This window comes from Arthrobacter sp. NEB 688 (genome assembly GCF_013201035.1).
In the GTDB taxonomy this organism is placed as follows: Bacteria; Actinomycetota; Actinomycetes; order Actinomycetales; family Dermatophilaceae; genus Phycicoccus.
Genome location: NZ_CP053707.1, coordinates 3,475,439 through 3,493,852 on the forward strand (window position 1 = coordinate 3,475,439; position 18,414 = coordinate 3,493,852).

The following is an 18,414-nucleotide window of genomic DNA, read 5'->3' on the forward strand; positions in this document are numbered from 1 at the left end:
CGCCCCTCATCCCGCCTCGCCGCCCCGCCATGACGCCCCGGCACCGCGACATCACATCGGCAGGGCGTGCCATCGGCCGAGGGCTCAGATGGTCGGTCCACCGAGGTCGAACCAGGTGCTGCGGCGCTCGGGCCGGATTCCCACACCGGCGAGCAGCCGCCCCAGGGCCGGACGATCGAGGGCCACGCTCCACACCCACCGGGCGACGCGGACCTGGCGGCGCAGGCGGTCCTCACGCTTCTTCTCGGCCCACAGGACGCGGCCGGCCTCCTCGGCGTCGGCGCCCTCGGGGATGCGGTACTTGACCCGACCGTCGAACTCGCCCACGACGCCCGACCAGCCGAAGTCGGTGTACCCGATGAGCCCCTGGTCGTCGGTGTGGGCCACCTGCAGTCGTGGCCGCGGCAGGCCGAGGAGGTACATCTGGACGCGGGACAGGCTCTCGCCCGCCGACATGCTGCCCGGGTCAGCCAGGTCGCGCACGAGAGCCGCCAACCGGCGTCCCGCCACGCGTGGAGGGAGGTCTTCCACCGCGGCCGTGAGCTCGGCGGCGGTGCAGAGGCCACGCCGCAGCGCGTGGTCGGCGGCCGCCACGGCCGAGACGAGCGAGCCCGTCCGCGCCAGGTCGACGACCGTGCGCGCCGGAGGCGTCACCTCGAGCCCCTGCATCGCCACCGGCTCGGTGCCGGGGCCGACGACCGGGCAGGTGCCGCCGGAGCGGCTGGCGCGCCGCGAGTGGCTCAGGACCCCGACGCAGTCCGGCCAGTCCTCGATTCGGGGCATCCCCCACAGCGCCGCGGCCGACCACGCCGCCACCACCCGGGGCCGGTCCGGCCGGCGCACGAGGTCGGCCGCGTGGACGAGAGCGGCATGCTGCTGGTCGGGCGTGAGACCCACCCAGTGCGCGCTGGGCATCCACACGCCGTGGCGGACGTGGTGCCAGTCGTCCGGCGCACGCGCCGGCTCGATGCCCGCGCGCCGCAGGTCGGCCCCGAGTCGCAGGAGACCCGGGTCGAGGGCGATGAGCGGGGACGGCGTCGTCATCCGCTCAGCGTGGCAGCGACGCAGGGACGGGCCGCCGGGTTTTCCACAGCCTCAGACCATGCCGGCCAGCCCTCCGCGGCGGCACCCCCGGAAGCGGGACGGCGGGGCGAGGTCGGGGCGGCCGGACGAGATCGGGGCGGCGGGGCGAGGTCGACCCGACCCCGTCCTGCCTCTGACCCATCGCCTCGCCGGTGCGCCATGACACCCCGGCACCGCGAGATGAGGGCGGCCAGGCGAGATCAGGGCGGCCGGGCGAGGTCGAGGCGTACGGCACCAGGCAGGCCACGTCCCGGTCCCGGGGACGACGACGCCGCCCGGTCCTCGCGGAGCCGGGCGGCGGTCGGTGGTGCGGGTGCGGGTGCGGCGGACCTCAGACGGTCGAGGCCTTGCGCGAGGCGAGCACCTCGTCGATGAGGCCGTACTCCTTGGCCTGCGCGGCCGAGAGGATCTTGTCGCGGTCGATGTCCTTGCGGACGAGCTCGAGGTCGCGACCGGAGTGCTGGGCGATCGTCTCCTCGAGCCAGCCGCGCATGCGGATGATCTCGTTGGCGTGGATCTCGAGGTCGGAGGCCATGCCGCCCGTCCCCTCGATCGCCGGCTGGTGGATGAGTACGCGGGCGTTCGGCAGGGCGAAGCGCTTGCCCGGGGCGCCGGCCCCGAGGAGCACCGCCGCGGCCGAGGCGGCCTGCCCGATGACGAACGTCTGCACGTCCGGGCGGATGTACTGCATCGTGTCGTAGATGGCCGTCATCGCCGTGAACGAGCCACCGGGGCTGTTGATGTACATGAGGATGTCGCGGTCGGGGTCCTGGGACTCCAGCACGATCAGCTGCGCGATGACGTCGTCGGCGGACGCGTCGTCGACCTGCACCCCGAGGAAGATGATGCGGTCCTCGAAGAGCTTGGTGTACGGGTCCAGGCGCTTCATCCCGTAGGAGGTGCGCTCCTCGAACTGCGGCAGGATGTAGCGGCTGCTCGGGCCGGGCACGTGGAGGCGGCCGGTCAGGTCTGCGTTCATGTCTCTCTCTCGCGTCGTCTCGGCCGGGTCAGTCGCCGGTCACCGGGTTGTCGGCACGGCGTCCCGCCATGTCGGCCTTGGTGATGACGTGGTCGACGAAGCCGTACTCCTTGGCCTCGGCCGCGGTGAACCAGCGGTCGCGGTCGGAGTCGGTCTCGATCTGGTCGACGGTCTGACCGGTGTGCTCGGCGATCAGCTCGGCCATCTGCTTCTTGATGTGCAGCAGCTGCTCGGCCTGGATCTTGATGTCGGACGCCGTGCCCCCGATGCCGCCCGAGGGCTGGTGCATCATGACGCGCGCGTGCGGCGTGGCGTAGCGCTTGCCCGGGGTGCCGGCCGACAGGAGGAACTGCCCCATCGAGGCGGCCATGCCCATCGCGACGGTGGCGACGTCGTTCGAGACCCACTGCATGGTGTCGAAGATCGCCATGCCCGCGGTGACCGAGCCGCCGGGGCTGTTGATGTAGAGCCAGATGTCCTTCTCGGGGTCCTCGGCCGCGAGCAGCAGCATCTGCGCGCAGATCGCGTTCGCGTTGTCGTCGCGCACGTCGGACCCGAGGAAGATGATCCGCTCCTTGAGGAGTCGGTTGTAGATGGAGTCGTCGAGGCCGGCCCTCTGGCCCTCGCCCGCGGCGACGATCTCGGTGCTGCTCACGCTGGGATGCTCCTCGCTCGTGATGGGTCGTTCCTGTCAGTGACCCTAACGCGCGCTCCCCCCGCTGCACTCCACCCCCGGTGCCGTGTTCGCCGTGAGCACAACGGGCGAGGGCGGGCCCGGCACACCGTCGGTGCGCCGGGCCCGCCCCGGGTTCCCCCGTGTGCGGGTCAGCCGACCGGGCTGCCCGCGGCGGGGTCGTGGGGCCGCTCCCCCAGCGGTCGGCCGTCCGGCTCGCGGACGGCGGTGACGACGGACAGGGCGAGGATGGCCAGCGCGCCGACGACGAGCAGGGCGTGGAGCACCCCGACCCGGTCGCCGAGGAAGCCCAGCAGCGGCGGCCCGGCGATGAACGCGACGTAGCCGATGGTCGCGACGACCGACATCCGGGCGGCGGCGCGGCGCGGGTCGTCGGCCGAGGCGCTCATCCCGACCGGGAAGCCGAGCGCGGCACCGACGCCCCAGACGGCGGCGCCGACGAACGCGACCCAGTCGGCCCCGAAGATGACGAGCGCCGCGCCGACGACGGCCAGGCCGAAGCTGACCCGCAGGACCGGGACGCGGCCGTGCGTGTCGAGCAGGCGGGTGCCGAGGAGGCGGCCGACCGTCATGAACGTGAGGAAGGTGGCGAACGCGAGCACGCCGGCCCACGCGGGCAGCTCGTGGCCCTCGACGAACGCGACGGCGAGCCAGTCGTTGGCCGTGCCCTCGGTGAAGGCGGCCGCGAGGACGACGACACCGATGAGCAGGGTGCGCGGCTCGAGCCACGCCGAGCGCTGGCGCCCGCCGGCCTCCACGGACGCGCCCTCCTCCTCGAGCTCCAGGCCCTGCGGGAGGAAGCGCGGCAGCGCCCAGGCCGCCCCGGCGACCGTGACGACGACGGCCCCGGCGAAGTGCAGGCTGAGCGGCACGCCGGCGGCCGACATCCCCGCCCCGACGAGGGCGGACACGACCGTGCCCCCGGAGAAGGCGGCGTGGAAGTGGGGCATGACGGAGGTGCCGAGCTCGCGCTCGACGGCGGCGCCCTCGAGGTTCATCGACACGTCCCAGAGGCCGACCCCGAGGCCGACGAGGAAGAGGCCGACCATCACGTAGCCGCGCGAGGCGCCGGCGTCGACGACCGCGCCGGTGGCGATGAGGCCGACGAGCGAGACGGCCATGCCGATCATGACGGTGCGCCCGGCGCCCAGACGGTTGCTGACCCGCCCGGCGAGGGGCAGTCCGGTGACCGAGCCGACGCTCGCCGCGAGCAGCGTCGCGCCGAGCTCGCCGGCGCTCAGGCCCAGGGCGACCTTGGTGTCGGCGATCCGGGCCGCCCACGAGGCGAAGACGAGCCCCGCGAGCGCGAACACGACGAAGACGGCCGTGCGGGCGGTCGCCACGCGGGCTCGGTCCAGGGGCGGGGCGGCGGTCATGGCGGAGGTCACGGGTCGCTCTCGGGTCGGGGTGGCTGTGGGTGGTGGTGGAAACGTGGTGCAGTCGACACCAGCGTCGAATCGATTCGATCGAATCGATTCGATATTGTCGGACGCATGAGCCAGCCACGTCAAGCCGGGGACCGCCGTCCCACCCTGCGCGACGTGGCCGAACGGGCCGGCGTCTCGACCTCGACCGCCTCCCTCGTCTTCAGCGGCAAGGGTCCGGTCTCGCCGGCCACCGCCGACCGGGTGCGCACGGCCGCCGAGGAGCTGCACTTCGCCGGCCCCGACCCGCTCGCCTCCTCCCTGCGCCAGGGCCGCGTCGGCACCGTCGCCGTCGTCGTCGAGGCCCCGCTGCGCGACGCCTTCCGCGACCCCTTCGCGCTCGCCGTCCTCGACGGCCTCGCCGAGGAGCTCGAGGCCGCCGGCCGCTCGATGCTCCTCGTCGCCCAGCCCGCCGACGACCCCGTCCGCGCGGTGGGGCAGCTCGCGACCCAGGCCGTCGACGCGGCCGTCTTCCCCCTCTGCGGGCTGCGCGACAACCCGGTCGTCGCCCACCTCGTGGCGCGGGGCGTCCCCCTCGTCGGCAGCGGCGCGCCGGCCGACCCCGGCGTCGCGCACGTGCGGGTCGACGAGGAGGCCGCCATCGGCCTGACCACGCGGCACGTGCTGGACCTCGGGCACACCCGCGTCGCCTCGGTCGCGATGGCCCTGCGCCCCGGGGCCACCACCCGCGCCGTCACCGCAGAGGACCTGGAGGCCGCGCTCTACCCGGATGCCGAGGGGCGGCTGCGGGGGTTCTGGGCGCTCGCCGGCCCGGACGCCCCCGTCGTCCAGGCGGCCGACCTCACCGTGGGGGCCGGCGAGGCCGCCGGCCGCCTCCTGCTCGACCGCCCGGCCGCGCAGCGCCCCACCGGCGTCGTCGCCCAGTCCGACCTGCTCGCCGCCGGGGTCGTCCGGGCCGCCGAGGCGCTCGGGCTCGACGTCCCGGGCGAGGTGTCCGTCACCGGGTTCGACGGCGTCGACCTGCCGTGGCTCGACGCGACGCTGACCACCGTCCTGCAGCCCGGCGCCGAGAAGGGCCGGGCCCTCGGGCGGCTGGTCCGCGCGGCCCTCGACGGTGAGCCCGTGCCCGACGTCGACTTCCCGGTGGCGCTGCGCCCCGGTACGACGACCGCGCCCCCGCCGGCCGGCTGACCCCGCATCCCGCCCACCCCCACGCACGCCGACGGCGCCGCACCCCGGTCGGGGTCGCGGCGCCGTCGGCGTGCTGCGGTGGGGCGTCAGGCCTTGGCCGACTCCTCCGTGGTGTCGTCGCCGGCCTCGTCGGTCGCCTCGGCGGCGTCGGTCGTCTCGACCTCGGCGTCGTCGGCCACGGCCTCGTCGTCCTCGGCGTCCGGGACGAGCTCGTCGAGGTCGACGGCGTTGCCGCTGGCGTCGGTGACGGTGGCGTCGTCGAGGACGGCCGCGAGCGCCTTGCGGCGGGCGACCTCCTGGACCATCGAGGGCACCTGGCCCTGCTGGTCGAGCGCCTGCGCGAACTGGTTCGGGTCCATCCCGTACTGCTGCGCGCTCATCACGAGGTACTCGATGAGCTCGGGCTGCTCGACGCGGACCTCGAGCTTCTCGGCGATGGCGTCGAGGAGGAACTGGGCCTTGAGCGCCTTGCGGGTCGACTCGTCGACCTCCGCACGGTGCTCGTCGTCGTCCATCCGGTTCTCGCCCTCGAGGTGGGCGTCGACCTCGGCCTTGACGATGCCCTCGGGCACCGGGACCTCGACGGTCTCGAGGAGGTGCTCGAGCACCTTGTCGCGGGCCTGGATGCCCTGCTCGTACTTCTTGGCCTGCTCGGCCTGGGTCACGACGTCGGCGCGCAGCTCGTCCATCGTGTCGAACTGGGAGGCGAGCTGGGCGAACTCGTCGTCGAGCTCGGGGAGCTCACGGACCTTGACGGTCTGGACGGTGACGGTGCACTCGGCGTCCTCGCCCTCGTGGTCGCCGCCGGCCAGGGGCGCGGTGAAGGTCTTGGTCTCGCCCGCGGCCATGCCGATGAGCGCCTCGTCCATGCCCGGGAGCATGTTGCCGCTGCCGACCTCGTAGGAGATGCCGGTGACGGAGTCGATCTCCTCGCCGCCGATCTCGGCGCGCAGGTCGACGGACACGTGGTCGCCGTCCTCGACGGCGCGGTCGACGCCCACGAGGGTGCCGAAGCGCTCGCGCAGCGAGGTCATCCGCTCCTCGACGTCCTCGTCGGAGACGGTGACGTCGTCGACGCTCACGGCGATGCCGGTCAGCTCGGGGAGCTCGATGGTCGGGCGCACGTCGGTCTCGACGGTGAAGGTCAGCTCCTGGCCGTCCTCGAGGGGCACGGCGGTGACGTCGACCTCGGGCTGGCCGATGGCGCGCACGTCCTCGGCCTCGGCGGCCTCGGCGAAGAAGCGCGGGAGGGCCTCGTTGACGGCCTCCTGGACGACGGCGCCGCGGCCGACGCGCTGGTCGATGATCCGGGCCGGGACCTTGCCCTTCCGGAAGCCGGGGACCTGGATCTGGCCACCGATGGTCCGGTACGCGTCGTCGAGCAGCGGCTTCAGCTCGTCGAACGGGACCTCAACGGTCAGCTTGACCCGGGTCGGGCTCAGGGTCTCGACGGCACTCTTCACTTCGGGCACTCCACCTGGGGTGTCGGGGTTGACGGTCACGGGTCGCGGGGCCGGACGCACCGGCCGCACCCGGGCCGCGCGTCGCGCCGGCGCCCGGGGACGACACCAAAGGCCCATGCTAGCGGCCCGCCGCGACGCGGCCGAATCGCCCTCCGGGAGCCTTCGCGCGACGGGACGGCGGGGCACACTGGCGCGGTGCTGTCACTGCGGATCTCCGTCCCCGGGTCACTGACCGACGACGTCCTCGCGCTGCTGGAGTCCGACGACTACGTCACCGGGCTCGCCGTGCACCGGGGCGCCTCGCGCATCCCGCCGGGCGACGTCGTCACCGCCGACATCGCCCGCGAGGGCGCCAACCCGGTCATCGACGGGCTGCGTGCCCTGGGGGTGCACGAGGAGGGGACGATCCGGATCGAGACCGTCGACACCTGGCTCTCCCGGGACGGCCTCGAGGCCGAGCGGCTCGCGCCCGGCGCCAGCGCCGACGCGGTCGTGTGGACGGAGGTCGGTCACCGGGCCTACTCCGAGGCCGAGCTCAACTGGACCTACACCTCGTTCATGGTCCTGGCCACGCTCATCGCGGGCGTCGCGATCGTGCTGGACTCCCCCATCCTCGTCATCGGCGCGATGGTCCTCGGGCCGGAGTTCGGCCCGGTGGCGGCGATCGGCCTGGCCATCGTGCGCCGCAAGGCGGGGCTGCTCGGCATCGCCGCGCGCACGCTCGTCCTCGGCTTCCTCGCCGGGATGCTGGCCACGGCGGTGGCCGGGCTGGCCGGGCGGCTCCTCGGCTGGGTGACGTACGAGGACATCGTCGGCGAGCGACCGGCGACGGCGTTCATCTACACCCCGGACCGCTGGAGCTTCGTCGTCGCGGTCATCGCCGCCGCGGCGGGCGTCCTGTCGCTCACCTCGGCCCGCACCGGCGGCCTGTCGGGCGTCTTCATCTCCGTCACGACGGTGCCGGCCGCCGCGAACGTCTCGCTCGGGGCGTCGTTCGGCGCGTGGCACGAGGTGACCGGCTCGCTCGCGCAGCTCGGGCTCAACCTCGCCGGGATGGCGGTGGCCGGCGCCCTGACGCTGGCCCTCCAGCAGGCGGTGTGGTCGCGGGTGCCGGTGCGGCGCCGGACGCTCGTGCGTCGGCGGGGCGTCCTCGGCCACCCGGACTACTGAGGCGGCCCCACGTGAGCCGGGGCGCCTGCGGGGCCGGTGGAGCGGGCGACGGGAATCGAACCCGCGTAGTCAGTTTGGAAGACTGGGGCTCTACCATTGAGCTACGCCCGCGCACCTCGTCGGCGTGCACCGCGAGGGCACCGCTAGCCTAGGGCGGCTCGCGCGGGATCCGGAAATCGACGAGGACGCCCGCGCGTCACGGGGTATGGCGCAGCTTGGTAGCGCGTCCGCTTTGGGAGCGGAAGGCCGCCGGTTCGAATCCGGCTACCCCGACACGAGGCTCGTCGGGCGCGAAGCGCCCTTCGAGCCTCTTGTTCGTGCGTCGAGAGCAGGGAACACGCAGAGGATCGCGCGCCGGCGCCTGCGTGTCGCCTCCCCTCGAGGCACGCCCGCGGACCGCTCAGGAGCGCAGGGTGCAGCGGAACTCGTGCACCGACCGCCCGGCCCGCCGCCCCTTGGCCTCGAAGCCGTCCTCGGGGCGCCAGTCGGGCCGCTCCCCCTCGACGACGTCGTACCCGCCGTGGGCGGCGAGCTGCTCGCGGCAGTGCTGCGCGTAGGACGCGATGTCGGTCGCGACGAGCAGGTGCCCGCCGGGCCGCAGCCGCGAGGCGACGAGCGAGAGCGTGTGCTGCTGGACGAAGCGCCGCTTCGCGTGGCGCGACTTGGGCCACGGGTCGGGGAAGAACAGATGCACCGCGTCGAGGGTGCCGGGGGCGACCCGGTCGGTGAGCAGCGGCAGGACGTCGCCGGGGTGGACCCAGAGGTTGCGCAGGCCGGCCTCCTCGGCGGAGGCGAGCATCCGGGCGACGCCGGGCACGTGGACGTCGACGGCGACGAGGTCGGCCTCCGGGTGGGACCGGCAGAACGCGACCGCGGCGGCGCCGTGGCCGGAGCCGATCTCGAGGACGACGGGGCCGCGACGGCCGAAGGCGGCCTCGGGGTCGAGCGGGCCGTCGGGCAGCGCGCGACCGGGCAGCAGCGTCGCCATCCGCTCGTCGGTCAGCGGGCTGTTGCGCCAGCGCGGGGTGAAGGTGCGCACGCCCTCGCGGGGCTCGTGGTCGAGGACCGGGCCGGGTGCCACGGGTCGGGCCTTTCGGGTCGGGGAGGCGGGTCGGCCGCCTGCTCGCCGGGCCTCAGCCGCGGTGGACCGAGAAGGCGGACCGGTCGTCATCCTGCCCCGAACGGGCGCTCGCGCACACATCGCGGGCGATGTCGCCGCCCCGCACGACCGACGCGGAGGCCACGCCGAGCATCCGGTCGATGCCGTCGGTGAGGTCGCGGTCCCGGGCCTCGACGACGCCGTCGGAGTAGACGAGCAGCGCGTCGCCGCGGTCGAGCCGGCCGGTGGCTCGCGGGAAGTCGACGTCCGGGACGACCCCGAGCAGCGGGCCGTGCTGGCTCTCGAGGACGGTCCACCGGCCGCGGCCGGAGGTGAACAGGGCCGGGGCGGGGTGGCCGGCGTTGCCGATCGAGAAGGCCCCGGTGCGCAGGTCGAGGTCGAGGTGCACCGCGGTCGCGAAGCCCTCGTCCCAGCCCTGCCGCACGAGGTAGTCGTTGGCGGCGCGCAGGAACCCCTCGGCCGAGACCGACCCGAGCAGGCCGCCGAGCGCGCCCGAGAGGAGGAGCGAGCGGACCCCGGCCCCGGTGCCCTTGCCGCTGACGTCGACGAGGGCCACCTGGAGCCGGTCGTGCGCCGGCGAGAGGTTGGCGATGACGAAGTCGCCCGAGAACCGGTCGCCGTGGGCCGACAGGATGCTCGAGGAGGCGCGCCAGCCGGCCGGCAGCACCGGCACCCGGCCGACCTGGTCGATGCGGTCGCGCAGGTCGGCGAACATCCGGTCGGCGCCGAGCCCCCGGGTGCCGACGAGCGCGCGGGAGCGCGAGATGACGACCGTCTGCGCCATGACGAGCGCGACCGCGACGTAGACCCCGACGACGCGGGCGACGCTCAGCTGCGCGAGCGGCCCCCAGAGCAGGACGACCGCGGCGGCCGCCGCGAGGACGACCCCGTGCCGCCGGGGCTCGAGGGCGAGCCCGGAGACGACGACGATCGGGAAGACGAAGGAGATCGCGACGAGCTCGGGGTCGAACACGACCCCGACGCCGAGCAGGATGACGACCGCGACGAGCGCCCCGGTGAGCGCCCGCCCCTGGTCGACGCCCGAGAAGCGGCCGGCCACGACGCGCCGTCGCCGGACGTCGGGCTCGTGCCGCGGGACCCCGGGGAGCTCCACACCTGTCGCCATGCTCACCCCCTGCGTCGTCGTCCGGGCAGCGTCACAGTAGGGGACGACCCCGACGAGCGGCCACCGCTGCGGGCGGCGCGCCGGTCAGGGGGTCGGCGGCAGGGTCCCGTCGGCCTCGAACGCCTCGATCATCCGGATCCGGCGCACGTGCCGCTCCTCGCCGCTGAACGGGGTCGCGACGAAGGTCCGCACCATGGCGCGGGCCAGCTCGGGGTCGGTCATCCGGGCCCCGATGGAGATGACGCGGGCGTCGTTGTGCTCGCGCGCGAGCCGGGCGAGCTCCTCGTCGTAGCAGAGGGCCGCCCGCAGGCCGGGCACCTTGTTGGCGGCCATCTGCTCGCCGTTGCCCGACCCGCCGAGCACGACCCCGAGGGCCTCGGGGTCGGCCGCGACGGCCTGCGCCGCGCGCAGGACGAAGACGGGGTAGTCGTCGAGGGCGTCGTAGGCGTGCGGGCCGTGGTTGGTGACCTCGTGCCCCTCGGCCTCGAGGAAGGCCGCGAGGTCGCCGAGCATCTCGAAGGCGGCGTGGTCGGCGCCGAGGTGGACGCGCGCCACGGCTCAGCCCTCCGTGTCGAAGATCGGGCCCTGCGTGCGCGAGCGCTTGAGCTCGTAGAAGCCCGGGGTGCGCGCGACGAGGACGCAGCCGTCCCAGAGCAGGCCGGCCGCCTCGCCCTTGGGTGCGGGGGTGACGACCGGGCCGAAGAACGCGACGCCGTCGACGGCGACGACCGGCGTGCCCACGTCGTCGCCGACGAGGTCGATGGCGCGCTGGTGGCTCGCGCGCAGCTCGGTGTCGTGGGCGTCGGAGGTCGCGGCCTGCGCGAGCTCGGCCGGCAGGCCGACGTCCTCGAGCGCCCTGGCGATCGCGGTGTCGTAGTCCTGCTCGCGGTGGTGGATGCGGGTGCCGAGCGCGTCGTAGAGGGGCTTGACGACCTCGTCGCCGTGGGCGGCCCGCGCGGCGACGACGACACGGACGGGGCCCCAGCCCTTGTCCATCATCTCGCGGTACTGCTCGGGCAGGTCGCGCCCCTCGTTGAGGACCGACAGGCTCATGACCGACCAGGTGACGTCGACGTCACGGACCTGCTCGACCTCGCCCATCCAGCGGGAGGTCATCCAGGCCCAGGGGCACAGGGGGTCGAACCAGAACTCGGCGGAGGCGCGGGCGGTGGCGGGGGTGGTCTCGGTGCTCACCCGCGTCATCCTGCCACCGCGACCCCGCCGCAGGTCCCGGGGTGCGGCCTCCGTGACAGGATGGTCCTCGGGGCGCCCGTGCACGGGCGCCCTTCCACGCTTGCGAACGACAGGAGCACCAGTGCCCGGCACGAACCTCACGCGCGACGAGGCGGCCGCCCGATCGGCCCTCGTCTCCGTCGACACCCACGACGTCGTCCTCGACGTGACGGCGAGCGAGGCGACCTTTCCGACCCGGAGCACCATCCGCTTCTCGTGCACGCAGCCGGGGGCCGAGACCTTCCTCGACTTCGTCGGCGCCTCGGTCGAGTCGATCACGGTCAACGGCACCCCGCTCGACCCCGCCGCGCACTTCGCCGACAGCCGCATCCGGCTCACCGGGCTCGCCGAGCACAACGAGGTCGTCGTCGAGGCGACCGGCCGCTTCACGAACACCGGCGAGGGCCTGCACCGCTTCGTCGACCCGGTCGACGACGAGGTCTACCTCTACACGCAGTTCGAGGTGCCGGACAGCCGCCGGATGTACCCCGTCTTCGAGCAGCCCGACCTCAAGGCGGAGTTCGCCTTCACGGTCACCGCCCCGGCGCACTGGCAGGTCGTCTCCAACTCCCCCACGCCGCAGCCGCAGCCGGCCGGCGAGGGCACCGCCACGTGGGCCTTCGAGCGCACGCCGCGGATCTCCAGCTACATCACCGCGCTCGTCGCCGGCCCGTACGACGTCGTCCGCGACAGCGCCACGACCCGGAACGGCGAGGTGCCCCTCGGCATCTTCTGCCGCAAGTCGCTCACGCCCTACCTCGACGCCGACAACCTCTTCGCGCTGACCAAGAGGGGCTTCACCTTCTTCGAGGAGGAGTTCGACTGCGCCTACCCGTTCGCGAAGTACGACCAGCTCTTCTCGCCGGAGTACAACATGGGCGCGATGGAGAACGCGGGCTGCGTCACCATCGCCGAGGTCTACGTCTTCCGCTCCAAGGTGCCCGACGCCCTCGTCGAGCGCCGCGCGCTGACCGTCCTGCACGAGCTGGCCCACATGTGGTTCGGCGACCTCGTGACGATGCGCTGGTGGGACGACCTCTGGCTCAACGAGTCCTTCGCCGAGTGGGCGTCGACGACGTGCCAGGCCGAGGCCACCGAGTGGGTCGACGCGTGGACGACGTTCGGCACGTACGAGAAGGACTGGGCCTACCGCCAGGACCAGCTCTCGACGACGCACCCGATCGTCGCCGAGATCAACGACCTGCAGGACGTCGAGGTCAACTTCGACGGCATCACCTACGCCAAGGGCGCGTCGGTGCTCAAGCAGCTCGTCGCCTACGTCGGCCGCGACGCCTTCCGGGAGGGCCTGCGCACGTACTTCCGCAAGCACGCCTGGGGCAACACGACGCTCGACGACCTGCTGACCGAGCTCGAGGCCACCTCGGGCCGCGACCTGCGCGCGTGGTCGCGCCTGTGGCTCGAGACCGCCGGCGTCAACACGCTGCGCCCGGCCGTGGAGGTCGACGAGTACGGCCGCATCACGTCCGCCGCCGTCGAGCAGACGTTCGCCGAGGGCTACGCGACGCTGCGCCCGCACCGGCTCGGCATCGGCCTCTACGAGGAGCGCGACGGCGAGCTGCACCGCACCGACCTGCTCGAGGTCGACGTCGACGGCGAGCGCACCGAGGTGCCCGCCCTCGTCGGCCGGCAGCAGCCGGACCTGCTGCTCGTCAACGACGAGGACCTCGCCTACGCCAAGATCCGCCTCGACGAGCGCTCGCTCGCGACGGCCCTGGCGCACCCGCGCGGCTTCACCTCCTCGCTCCCCCGGGCCCTCGTCCTCGCCTCGGCGTGGGACATGACCCGCGACGGCGAGATGGGCGCGCGTCGCTTCGCCGACCTCGTGCTGGCCAGCCTCCCCGGCGAGAGCGACTCGACCCTGCTGCGCACCCTGCTCATGCAGCTGCGCACCGCGGTGCTGTCGTACACCGCTCCCGCGCACCGCGACGCGACCCGCGCGGCGACCCGTGACCGCCTGTGGGAGGTCGCCCGCGCGGCCACCCCGGGCAGCGACGCGCAGCTGCAGCTGGTCACCGCGGCGGCGGGTCTCACCTCCGCCGGCGACGACACGACGACGCTGCGTGGCCTCTACGAGGGCACCGAGGTGCTCGACGGCCTCGGCGTCGACTTCGAGATGCGCTGGACGCTCCTCACCGCGCTGGCCGCGGCGGGTGCCTCCTCCGAGGACGAGGTCGCCGCCGAGCTGCGCCGCGAGGACACCGCGACGGCGCGCGAGCGCGCGGCCCGCACCCTCGCCGCCGTCCCGACGTCCGAGGCCAAGGAGCGCGCCTGGCGCGAGGCGGTCGACGAGACCGGCCGCCCGAACGCGATCGTCGACGCCAGCGGGATGGGCTTCGCCCGCCCCGGCACGCCGGCCGAGCTGCTGACGCCGTTCGTCGAGCGCTACCACGCGATGCTGGACTCGGTGCAGCAGAAGGGTTCTCACGCCCTCGTCGAGTCGATCGTCGCCGGCTTCTACCCGCACCCGCTCGTCGACGCCCACCTGCTGGAGGCCACACAGGCCTGGCTCGACGGCAACCCCGACGCCCCCGCCGGGCTGCGCCGCCTCGTCGCCGAGAACCGCGACCCGGTGGCGCGTGCCCTCGCCGCGCAGGAGCGCGATGCCCGTGACTGACCTGTTCCCCCTGCTCGACATCGCCACCCCGACCACCGAGGAGGTGAGCACCTACTGGGACAAGCTCCAGGAGTGGGCGCTCACCAACGGCGTGAAGATCGTCCTCGTCCTCGTCCTCGGGTTCGTCGCCCGCTGGGCGGCGCACCGGCTCATCGGCCGGGTCGTCGCGACGATGACCTCCCGGACGGCCAGCCGGCTCGCGACGAGCGGCGGGGCCGGACGGGTCCTCGCCAACGCCACCGGCATCGCCAACGAGCGGCACCGGCAGCGCGTCGAGACGATGGGCTCGCTGCTGCGCAGCATCTCGACCTTCGTGCTGGCGATCATCACGGCGCTGACGGTCATGGCGCTGCTCGGGCTGCCGCTCGGGCCGCTGCTGGCCTCGGCCGGCGTCGGTGGCGTGGCCATCGGCTTCGGGGCGCAGAGCCTGGTCAAGGACTTCCTGTCGGGGATCTTCATGATCCTCGAGGACCAGTACGGGGTCGGTGACGTCATCGACACGGGCGAGGCCATCGGCACGGTCGAGGAGGTCACGCTGCGCGTCACGCGGCTGCGCGACGCGAACGGCGTCACCTGGTACGTGCGCAACGGCGAGGTCATCCGGATCGGCAACCTGTCGCAGGGGTACGCGGCGGCGTGGATCGACATGCCCGTCTCCTACCTCGAGCCGATCGAGAAGGTGCTCGAGGTCGTGCGCCGCACGACGGAGGACTTCGGCAACGACCCCGAGTGGGAGCCGAAGATCACCGAGCCGCCGACCGTGCTCGGCGTCGACGCCATCACCGGCCAGACCGTGACCGTGCGGGTGCTCGTCAAGTGCCTGCCCGGCGAGAACTTCGGGGTGCAGCGCGAGCTGCGGCTGCGCCTCAAGGACGCGTTCGACGCGGCCGGCATCCAGGGCCCGCCGCTGCCCCCCTTCGCGACGGGAGCGCACTCGTGAGCGTGTACGAGGAGGTCGGCGGCGCACCGACGTTCGAGCGGCTGGTGCACGCCTTCTACGAGAACGTGCGCGCGGACGAGCCGCTGCGCGCGCTCTACCCCGAGGAGGACCTCGCGGCGGCCGAGCGGCGGCTGCGGATGTTCCTCGAGCAGTACTTCGGCGGGCCGACGACCTACAGCCAGGAGCGGGGCCACCCGCGGCTGCGGATGAGGCACGTGCCGTACGCGGTGACGCTCGACATGCGCGACCGGTGGATGCGGGCGATGCTCCGCGCGGTCGACGCGGCCGGCATCCCCGAGCCGCAGGCGGAGCAGATGCGCGACTACTTCCTGCGCGCCGCGCACATGCTCGTCAACACCGACGACGGGCACGGGCACCCGCCCCTCACGCCCTGATCTGCAGAGCGGCGGGGGCCACCGACCGCTCGCGCCCTGGGACCCGGTGCGACGCCGAGCCCGCCCCGCCGGCGGTGTGTCTCCCCGGCCTCCAGCCACCACGGGAGGTTTACCTCCCACCGTGCGACCACCGCGCCCACCCCGGGAGGTTTCCCTCCCGCGGTGGGACCACTGCCCCCACCGCGGGAGCGATTCCTCCCACCCGGCAACCACCTGCTCCCACCGCGGGAGCTGTTCCCTGCGCCGCGGGAGCAGATGGCGCCGGACCGGCAGGAAAACCTCCCCCGGCGCGTGGAGGCCGGGAGAGCACACCGTCGCCAGGGCGGAGCCGGGCCCACCCACCGAGAAGCGCGCGTCCGGTTTCGCATGGGCGGCCGGTGTTTGCAAGCATGGGGACGGTGAGCCTCGAGACCTCCCGCAGCCCCCTGACCGCCCCCGGCACGACCGTCCACCCGGCCGACGCCCCCGGCGCCCCGTGGTGGCGCGACGCGGTCATCTACCAGGTGTACCCGCGCAGCTGGGCCGACGCCGACGGCGACGGCATCGGCGACCTCCCCGGCATCACGGCCCGTCTCCCCCACCTGCGCGACCTCGGCGTCGACGCCGTCTGGCTCAGCCCCTTCTACGTCTCGCCGATGAACGACGCCGGCTACGACGTCGCCGACTACCGCAACATCGACCCGCTCTTCGGCACGCTCGAGGACGCCGACCGCCTTCTCGCCACCGCGCACGGCCTCGGCCTCAAGGTCCTCGTCGACCTCGTGCCGAACCACACGAGCAGCGAGCACGCCTGGTTCCGCGCCGCGCTCGCCGCCGGCCCCGGCAGCCCCGAGCGCGAGCGCTACGTCTTCCGCGACGGCCGCGGCCCGCACGGCGACGAGCCGCCGAACAACTGGCCGAGCGTCTTCGGCGGCAAGGGCTGGACCCGTGTCACGGAGGCCGATGGCACCCCCGGCCAGTGGTACCTCCACATCTTCGACGTCACCCAGCCCGACCTGAACTGGCAGAACCCCGAGGTCCGCGAGGAGCTCGAGTCGATCCTGCGCTTCTGGTGCGACCGCGGTGTCGACGGCTTCCGCGTCGACGTCGCCCACGGCCTCGTCAAGGCCGAGGGCCTGCCCGACTGGCACGGCGCCGTCGGCCTCTATGACGAGGTCGTCACCGAGGACGGCCCGGACGACATCGCCGACACGGCGGTCCTCGACCACAACGGCGCCGACCGCGCGCCGATGTGGGACCAGGACGGCGTCCACGAGATCTACCGCTCCTGGCGTGCGGTCCTCGACTCCTACGGCACCCCGGACCGCATCCTCTGCGCCGAGGCCTGGGTCAAGCCCGAGGAGCGCCTCGCCCGCTACGTCCGCCCCGACGAGATGCACCAGGCGTTCAACTTCGACTTCCTCGAGTCGCCTTGGCGCGCAACCGACCTCGCCGAGGTCATCGAGTCCTCCCTGCGCAACAACGACGCCGTCGGGGCCCCGACGACGTGGGTCCTCTCCAACCACGACGTGGTCCGCCACGCCTCGCGCCTCGGCCTCCCCCAGGACGGCCCGCGCCCCAACGGCATCGCCGCCGACGACCCCCAGCCCGACGCCGAGCTCGGCCTGCGGCGGGCCCGCGCCGCGACCGCGCTGATGCTCGGCCTCCCGGGCGGCGCCTACCTCTACCAGGGCGAGGAGCTCGGGCTGCCGGAGCACACGACGATGCCCCACGACGTGCGCCAGGACCCGACCTACCACCACACCAAGGGCGAGGTCGTCGGTCGCGACGGCTGCCGCGTCCCGATGCCGTGGACCGCCGACGGGCCGAGCCTCGGCTTCGGCCCCGGCGACCACCCGTGGCTCCCCCAGCCCGAGGCCTACGCCGCGCTGGCGGTCGACCGCCAGGAGGGCGTCGAGGGCTCGACCCTCGAGCTCTACCGGACCCTGCTGCGCCTGCGCCGCGAGCTCGGCCTCGGCGGCCACGCCCTGTCCTGGGACGCGATGACCGGCGGCGACGTCGTCGCCTACCGCTCCGGCGAGGGCGCCGACGCCGTCCTCGTCGTGACGAACACGGGCGAGGCCCCCGTCGAGCTGCCGGCCGGCGAGGTCCTCGTCGCCTCGGGCCCGCTCGCCGACCCCACGTCCCTGCCGACCGACACCACCGTCTGGCTGCGGCCCGCGGCCGGCTGACCGTGCGGGCCGCCGACCACGCCTACCTCGCGGACCCGACGCCCCTGGCACTGGCGCACCGCGGGGGCTCGCTCCTGCCCGCGAACGTCGGGCTGGAGAACACCCGGGCCGCCTTCGCCCGGGCCGTCGCGCTCGGGTACCGCTACCTCGAGACCGACGTGCACGCCACGCTCGACGGCCAGGTCGTCGCGTTCCACGACACCGTGCTCGACCGCGTGACGGACGCGCACGGCGCCGTGGCCGACCTCCCCTGGGAGCAGGTGCGCGAGGCGCGCGTCGGCGGCACCGAGCCGATCCCGCTGCTGGGCGACCTCCTCGAGGCCTTCCCGACGACGCGCTTCAACATCGACGTCAAGGCCGACTCCGCGCTCGACCCGACCGTGGCGGTGCTGCGCGAGCACGACGCCCTGGACCGGGTCTGCCTCGGCTCGTTCTCGCCGCGCCGCATCCGCGCGGTGCGCCGCGCCCTCGGCCAGCGCGTCGCCACGGCCGCGGGCCAGGTGGGCACCGCCGCCCTGCGCTTCTCGCCCGCCCTGCTGTCCCGGATGCTGCACACGCCCGCGCCGGTGCTCCAGATCCCGGCCGAGCACCGCGTCGCCGGTCGCACCCTCGTGCTCGTGACGCCCGGGCTCCTCCGGCGCGCGCACGACCTCGGCAAGCAGGTGCACGTGTGGTTCCACGACGGTCGGCGCGAGGACGCCGCCGAGTTCCACCGGCTGCTCGACCTCGGCGTCGACGGGATCGTCGCCGACCGCATCGACGTCCTCGCCGACGTGCTGGCGCAGCGGGGTTCGCCCCTCGCGCCCGCGGACGGGGGGCTATCGTGACG

The 18,414-nt window shown here is 74.1% G+C and carries 16 protein-coding genes and 2 tRNA genes; 8 read left to right on the plus strand and 10 right to left on the minus strand.

The features are described 5' to 3' along the window. Positions 1-84: 84 nt before the first annotated feature. The 4 genes from HL663_RS16350 to HL663_RS16365 all read right to left on the minus strand — a co-directional run bounded on the left by HL663_RS16350 (position 85) and on the right by HL663_RS16365 (position 4,099). Positions 85-1,044, minus strand: coding sequence for a hypothetical protein (locus HL663_RS16350; protein ID WP_173029356.1), 960 nt, complete (start codon positions 1,042-1,044; stop codon positions 85-87). A 370-nt stretch (positions 1,045-1,414) separates the two neighbouring features. Further along, positions 1,415-2,062: an ATP-dependent Clp protease proteolytic subunit gene (locus tag HL663_RS16355; RefSeq protein ID WP_173029357.1), complete on the minus strand. Its 648-nt coding sequence runs from the start codon at positions 2,060-2,062 to the stop codon at positions 1,415-1,417. Between the two features lie 28 nt (positions 2,063-2,090). Beyond that, a complete protein-coding gene (locus HL663_RS16360) occupies positions 2,091-2,717 on the minus strand; it encodes an ATP-dependent Clp protease proteolytic subunit (RefSeq protein WP_286175727.1) in 627 nt (208 codons plus the stop codon). Between the two features lie 170 nt (positions 2,718-2,887). Next, on the minus strand, positions 2,888-4,099 hold the full coding sequence (locus HL663_RS16365; protein WP_286175728.1) for an MFS transporter: 1,212 nt from the start codon (positions 4,097-4,099) through the stop codon (positions 2,888-2,890). Between the two features lie 150 nt (positions 4,100-4,249). On the opposite strand from HL663_RS16365, the gene HL663_RS16370 reads away from it, so the two are divergent. Then, entirely contained in the window at positions 4,250-5,332 is a 1,083-nt protein-coding gene (locus tag HL663_RS16370) for a LacI family DNA-binding transcriptional regulator (protein WP_173029358.1), read from the plus strand. 86 nt (positions 5,333-5,418) lie between these two features. Here the strand turns inward: HL663_RS16370 and tig are convergent, their stop codons facing one another. Next, positions 5,419-6,795: a trigger factor gene (tig, locus tag HL663_RS16375; protein WP_173029359.1), complete on the minus strand. Its 1,377-nt coding sequence runs from the start codon at positions 6,793-6,795 to the stop codon at positions 5,419-5,421. A 195-nt stretch (positions 6,796-6,990) separates the two neighbouring features. Between tig and HL663_RS16380 the strand changes: the two genes are divergently transcribed. Then, on the plus strand, positions 6,991-7,965 hold the full coding sequence (locus HL663_RS16380) for a DUF389 domain-containing protein (RefSeq protein ID WP_173029360.1): 975 nt from the start codon (positions 6,991-6,993) through the stop codon (positions 7,963-7,965). 37 nt (positions 7,966-8,002) lie between these two features. Here the strand turns inward: HL663_RS16380 and HL663_RS16385 are convergent. After that, a tRNA-Gly gene (locus HL663_RS16385) sits at positions 8,003-8,076 on the minus strand. Positions 8,077-8,164: 88 nt separating this feature from the next. Between HL663_RS16385 and HL663_RS16390 the strand changes: the two genes are divergently transcribed. Continuing rightward, positions 8,165-8,238, plus strand: a tRNA-Pro gene (locus HL663_RS16390). A 127-nt stretch (positions 8,239-8,365) separates the two neighbouring features. Here HL663_RS16390 and trmB read toward each other — a convergent pair. The 4 genes from trmB to HL663_RS16410 form a co-directional block, all read right to left on the minus strand. Then, a complete protein-coding gene (gene trmB / locus HL663_RS16395; RefSeq protein ID WP_286175730.1) occupies positions 8,366-9,046 on the minus strand; it encodes a tRNA (guanine(46)-N(7))-methyltransferase TrmB in 681 nt (226 codons plus the stop codon). Positions 9,047-9,098: 52 nt separating this feature from the next. Next, positions 9,099-10,211 carry a PP2C family protein-serine/threonine phosphatase gene (locus HL663_RS16400; protein WP_173029362.1) on the minus strand — a complete coding sequence of 371 codons (1,113 nt, stop codon included), beginning with the start codon at positions 10,209-10,211 and terminating at the stop codon, positions 9,099-9,101. An 84-nt stretch (positions 10,212-10,295) separates the two neighbouring features. Next, positions 10,296-10,724, minus strand: coding sequence for an RpiB/LacA/LacB family sugar-phosphate isomerase (locus HL663_RS16405; protein WP_173030235.1), 429 nt, complete (start codon positions 10,722-10,724; stop codon positions 10,296-10,298). Between the two features lie 45 nt (positions 10,725-10,769). Then, positions 10,770-11,414: a mycothiol-dependent nitroreductase Rv2466c family protein gene (locus tag HL663_RS16410; protein WP_173029363.1), complete on the minus strand. Its 645-nt coding sequence runs from the start codon at positions 11,412-11,414 to the stop codon at positions 10,770-10,772. Positions 11,415-11,526: 112 nt separating this feature from the next. On the opposite strand from HL663_RS16410, the gene pepN reads away from it, so the two are divergent. The 5 genes from pepN to HL663_RS16435 all read left to right on the plus strand — a co-directional run bounded on the left by pepN (position 11,527) and on the right by HL663_RS16435 (position 18,412). Continuing rightward, on the plus strand, positions 11,527-14,079 hold the full coding sequence (gene pepN / locus HL663_RS16415; RefSeq protein ID WP_173029364.1) for an aminopeptidase N: 2,553 nt from the start codon (positions 11,527-11,529) through the stop codon (positions 14,077-14,079). Next, positions 14,066-15,019 (plus strand): mechanosensitive ion channel family protein, encoded by a 954-nt coding sequence (locus tag HL663_RS16420; protein WP_173029365.1) that lies wholly within the window; start codon positions 14,066-14,068, stop codon positions 15,017-15,019. The genes pepN and HL663_RS16420 overlap by 14 nt, the downstream gene beginning before the upstream one ends. Then, the gene (locus tag HL663_RS16425) at positions 15,016-15,414 is read left to right on the plus strand and encodes a globin (protein WP_173029366.1); all 399 of its coding nucleotides are present in this window, start codon (positions 15,016-15,018) and stop codon (positions 15,412-15,414) included. Before HL663_RS16420 ends, HL663_RS16425 begins: the two co-directional genes overlap by 4 nt. A 389-nt stretch (positions 15,415-15,803) precedes the next feature. Then, the gene (locus tag HL663_RS16430) at positions 15,804-17,585 is read left to right on the plus strand and encodes a glycoside hydrolase family 13 protein (protein ID WP_173029367.1); all 1,782 of its coding nucleotides are present in this window, start codon (positions 15,804-15,806) and stop codon (positions 17,583-17,585) included. A 2-nt stretch (positions 17,586-17,587) separates the two neighbouring features. Continuing rightward, positions 17,588-18,412, plus strand: a complete 825-nt coding sequence (locus tag HL663_RS16435; protein WP_173029368.1) for a glycerophosphodiester phosphodiesterase family protein — start codon at positions 17,588-17,590, stop codon at positions 18,410-18,412. The last annotated feature ends 2 nt before the right edge of the window (positions 18,413-18,414 follow it).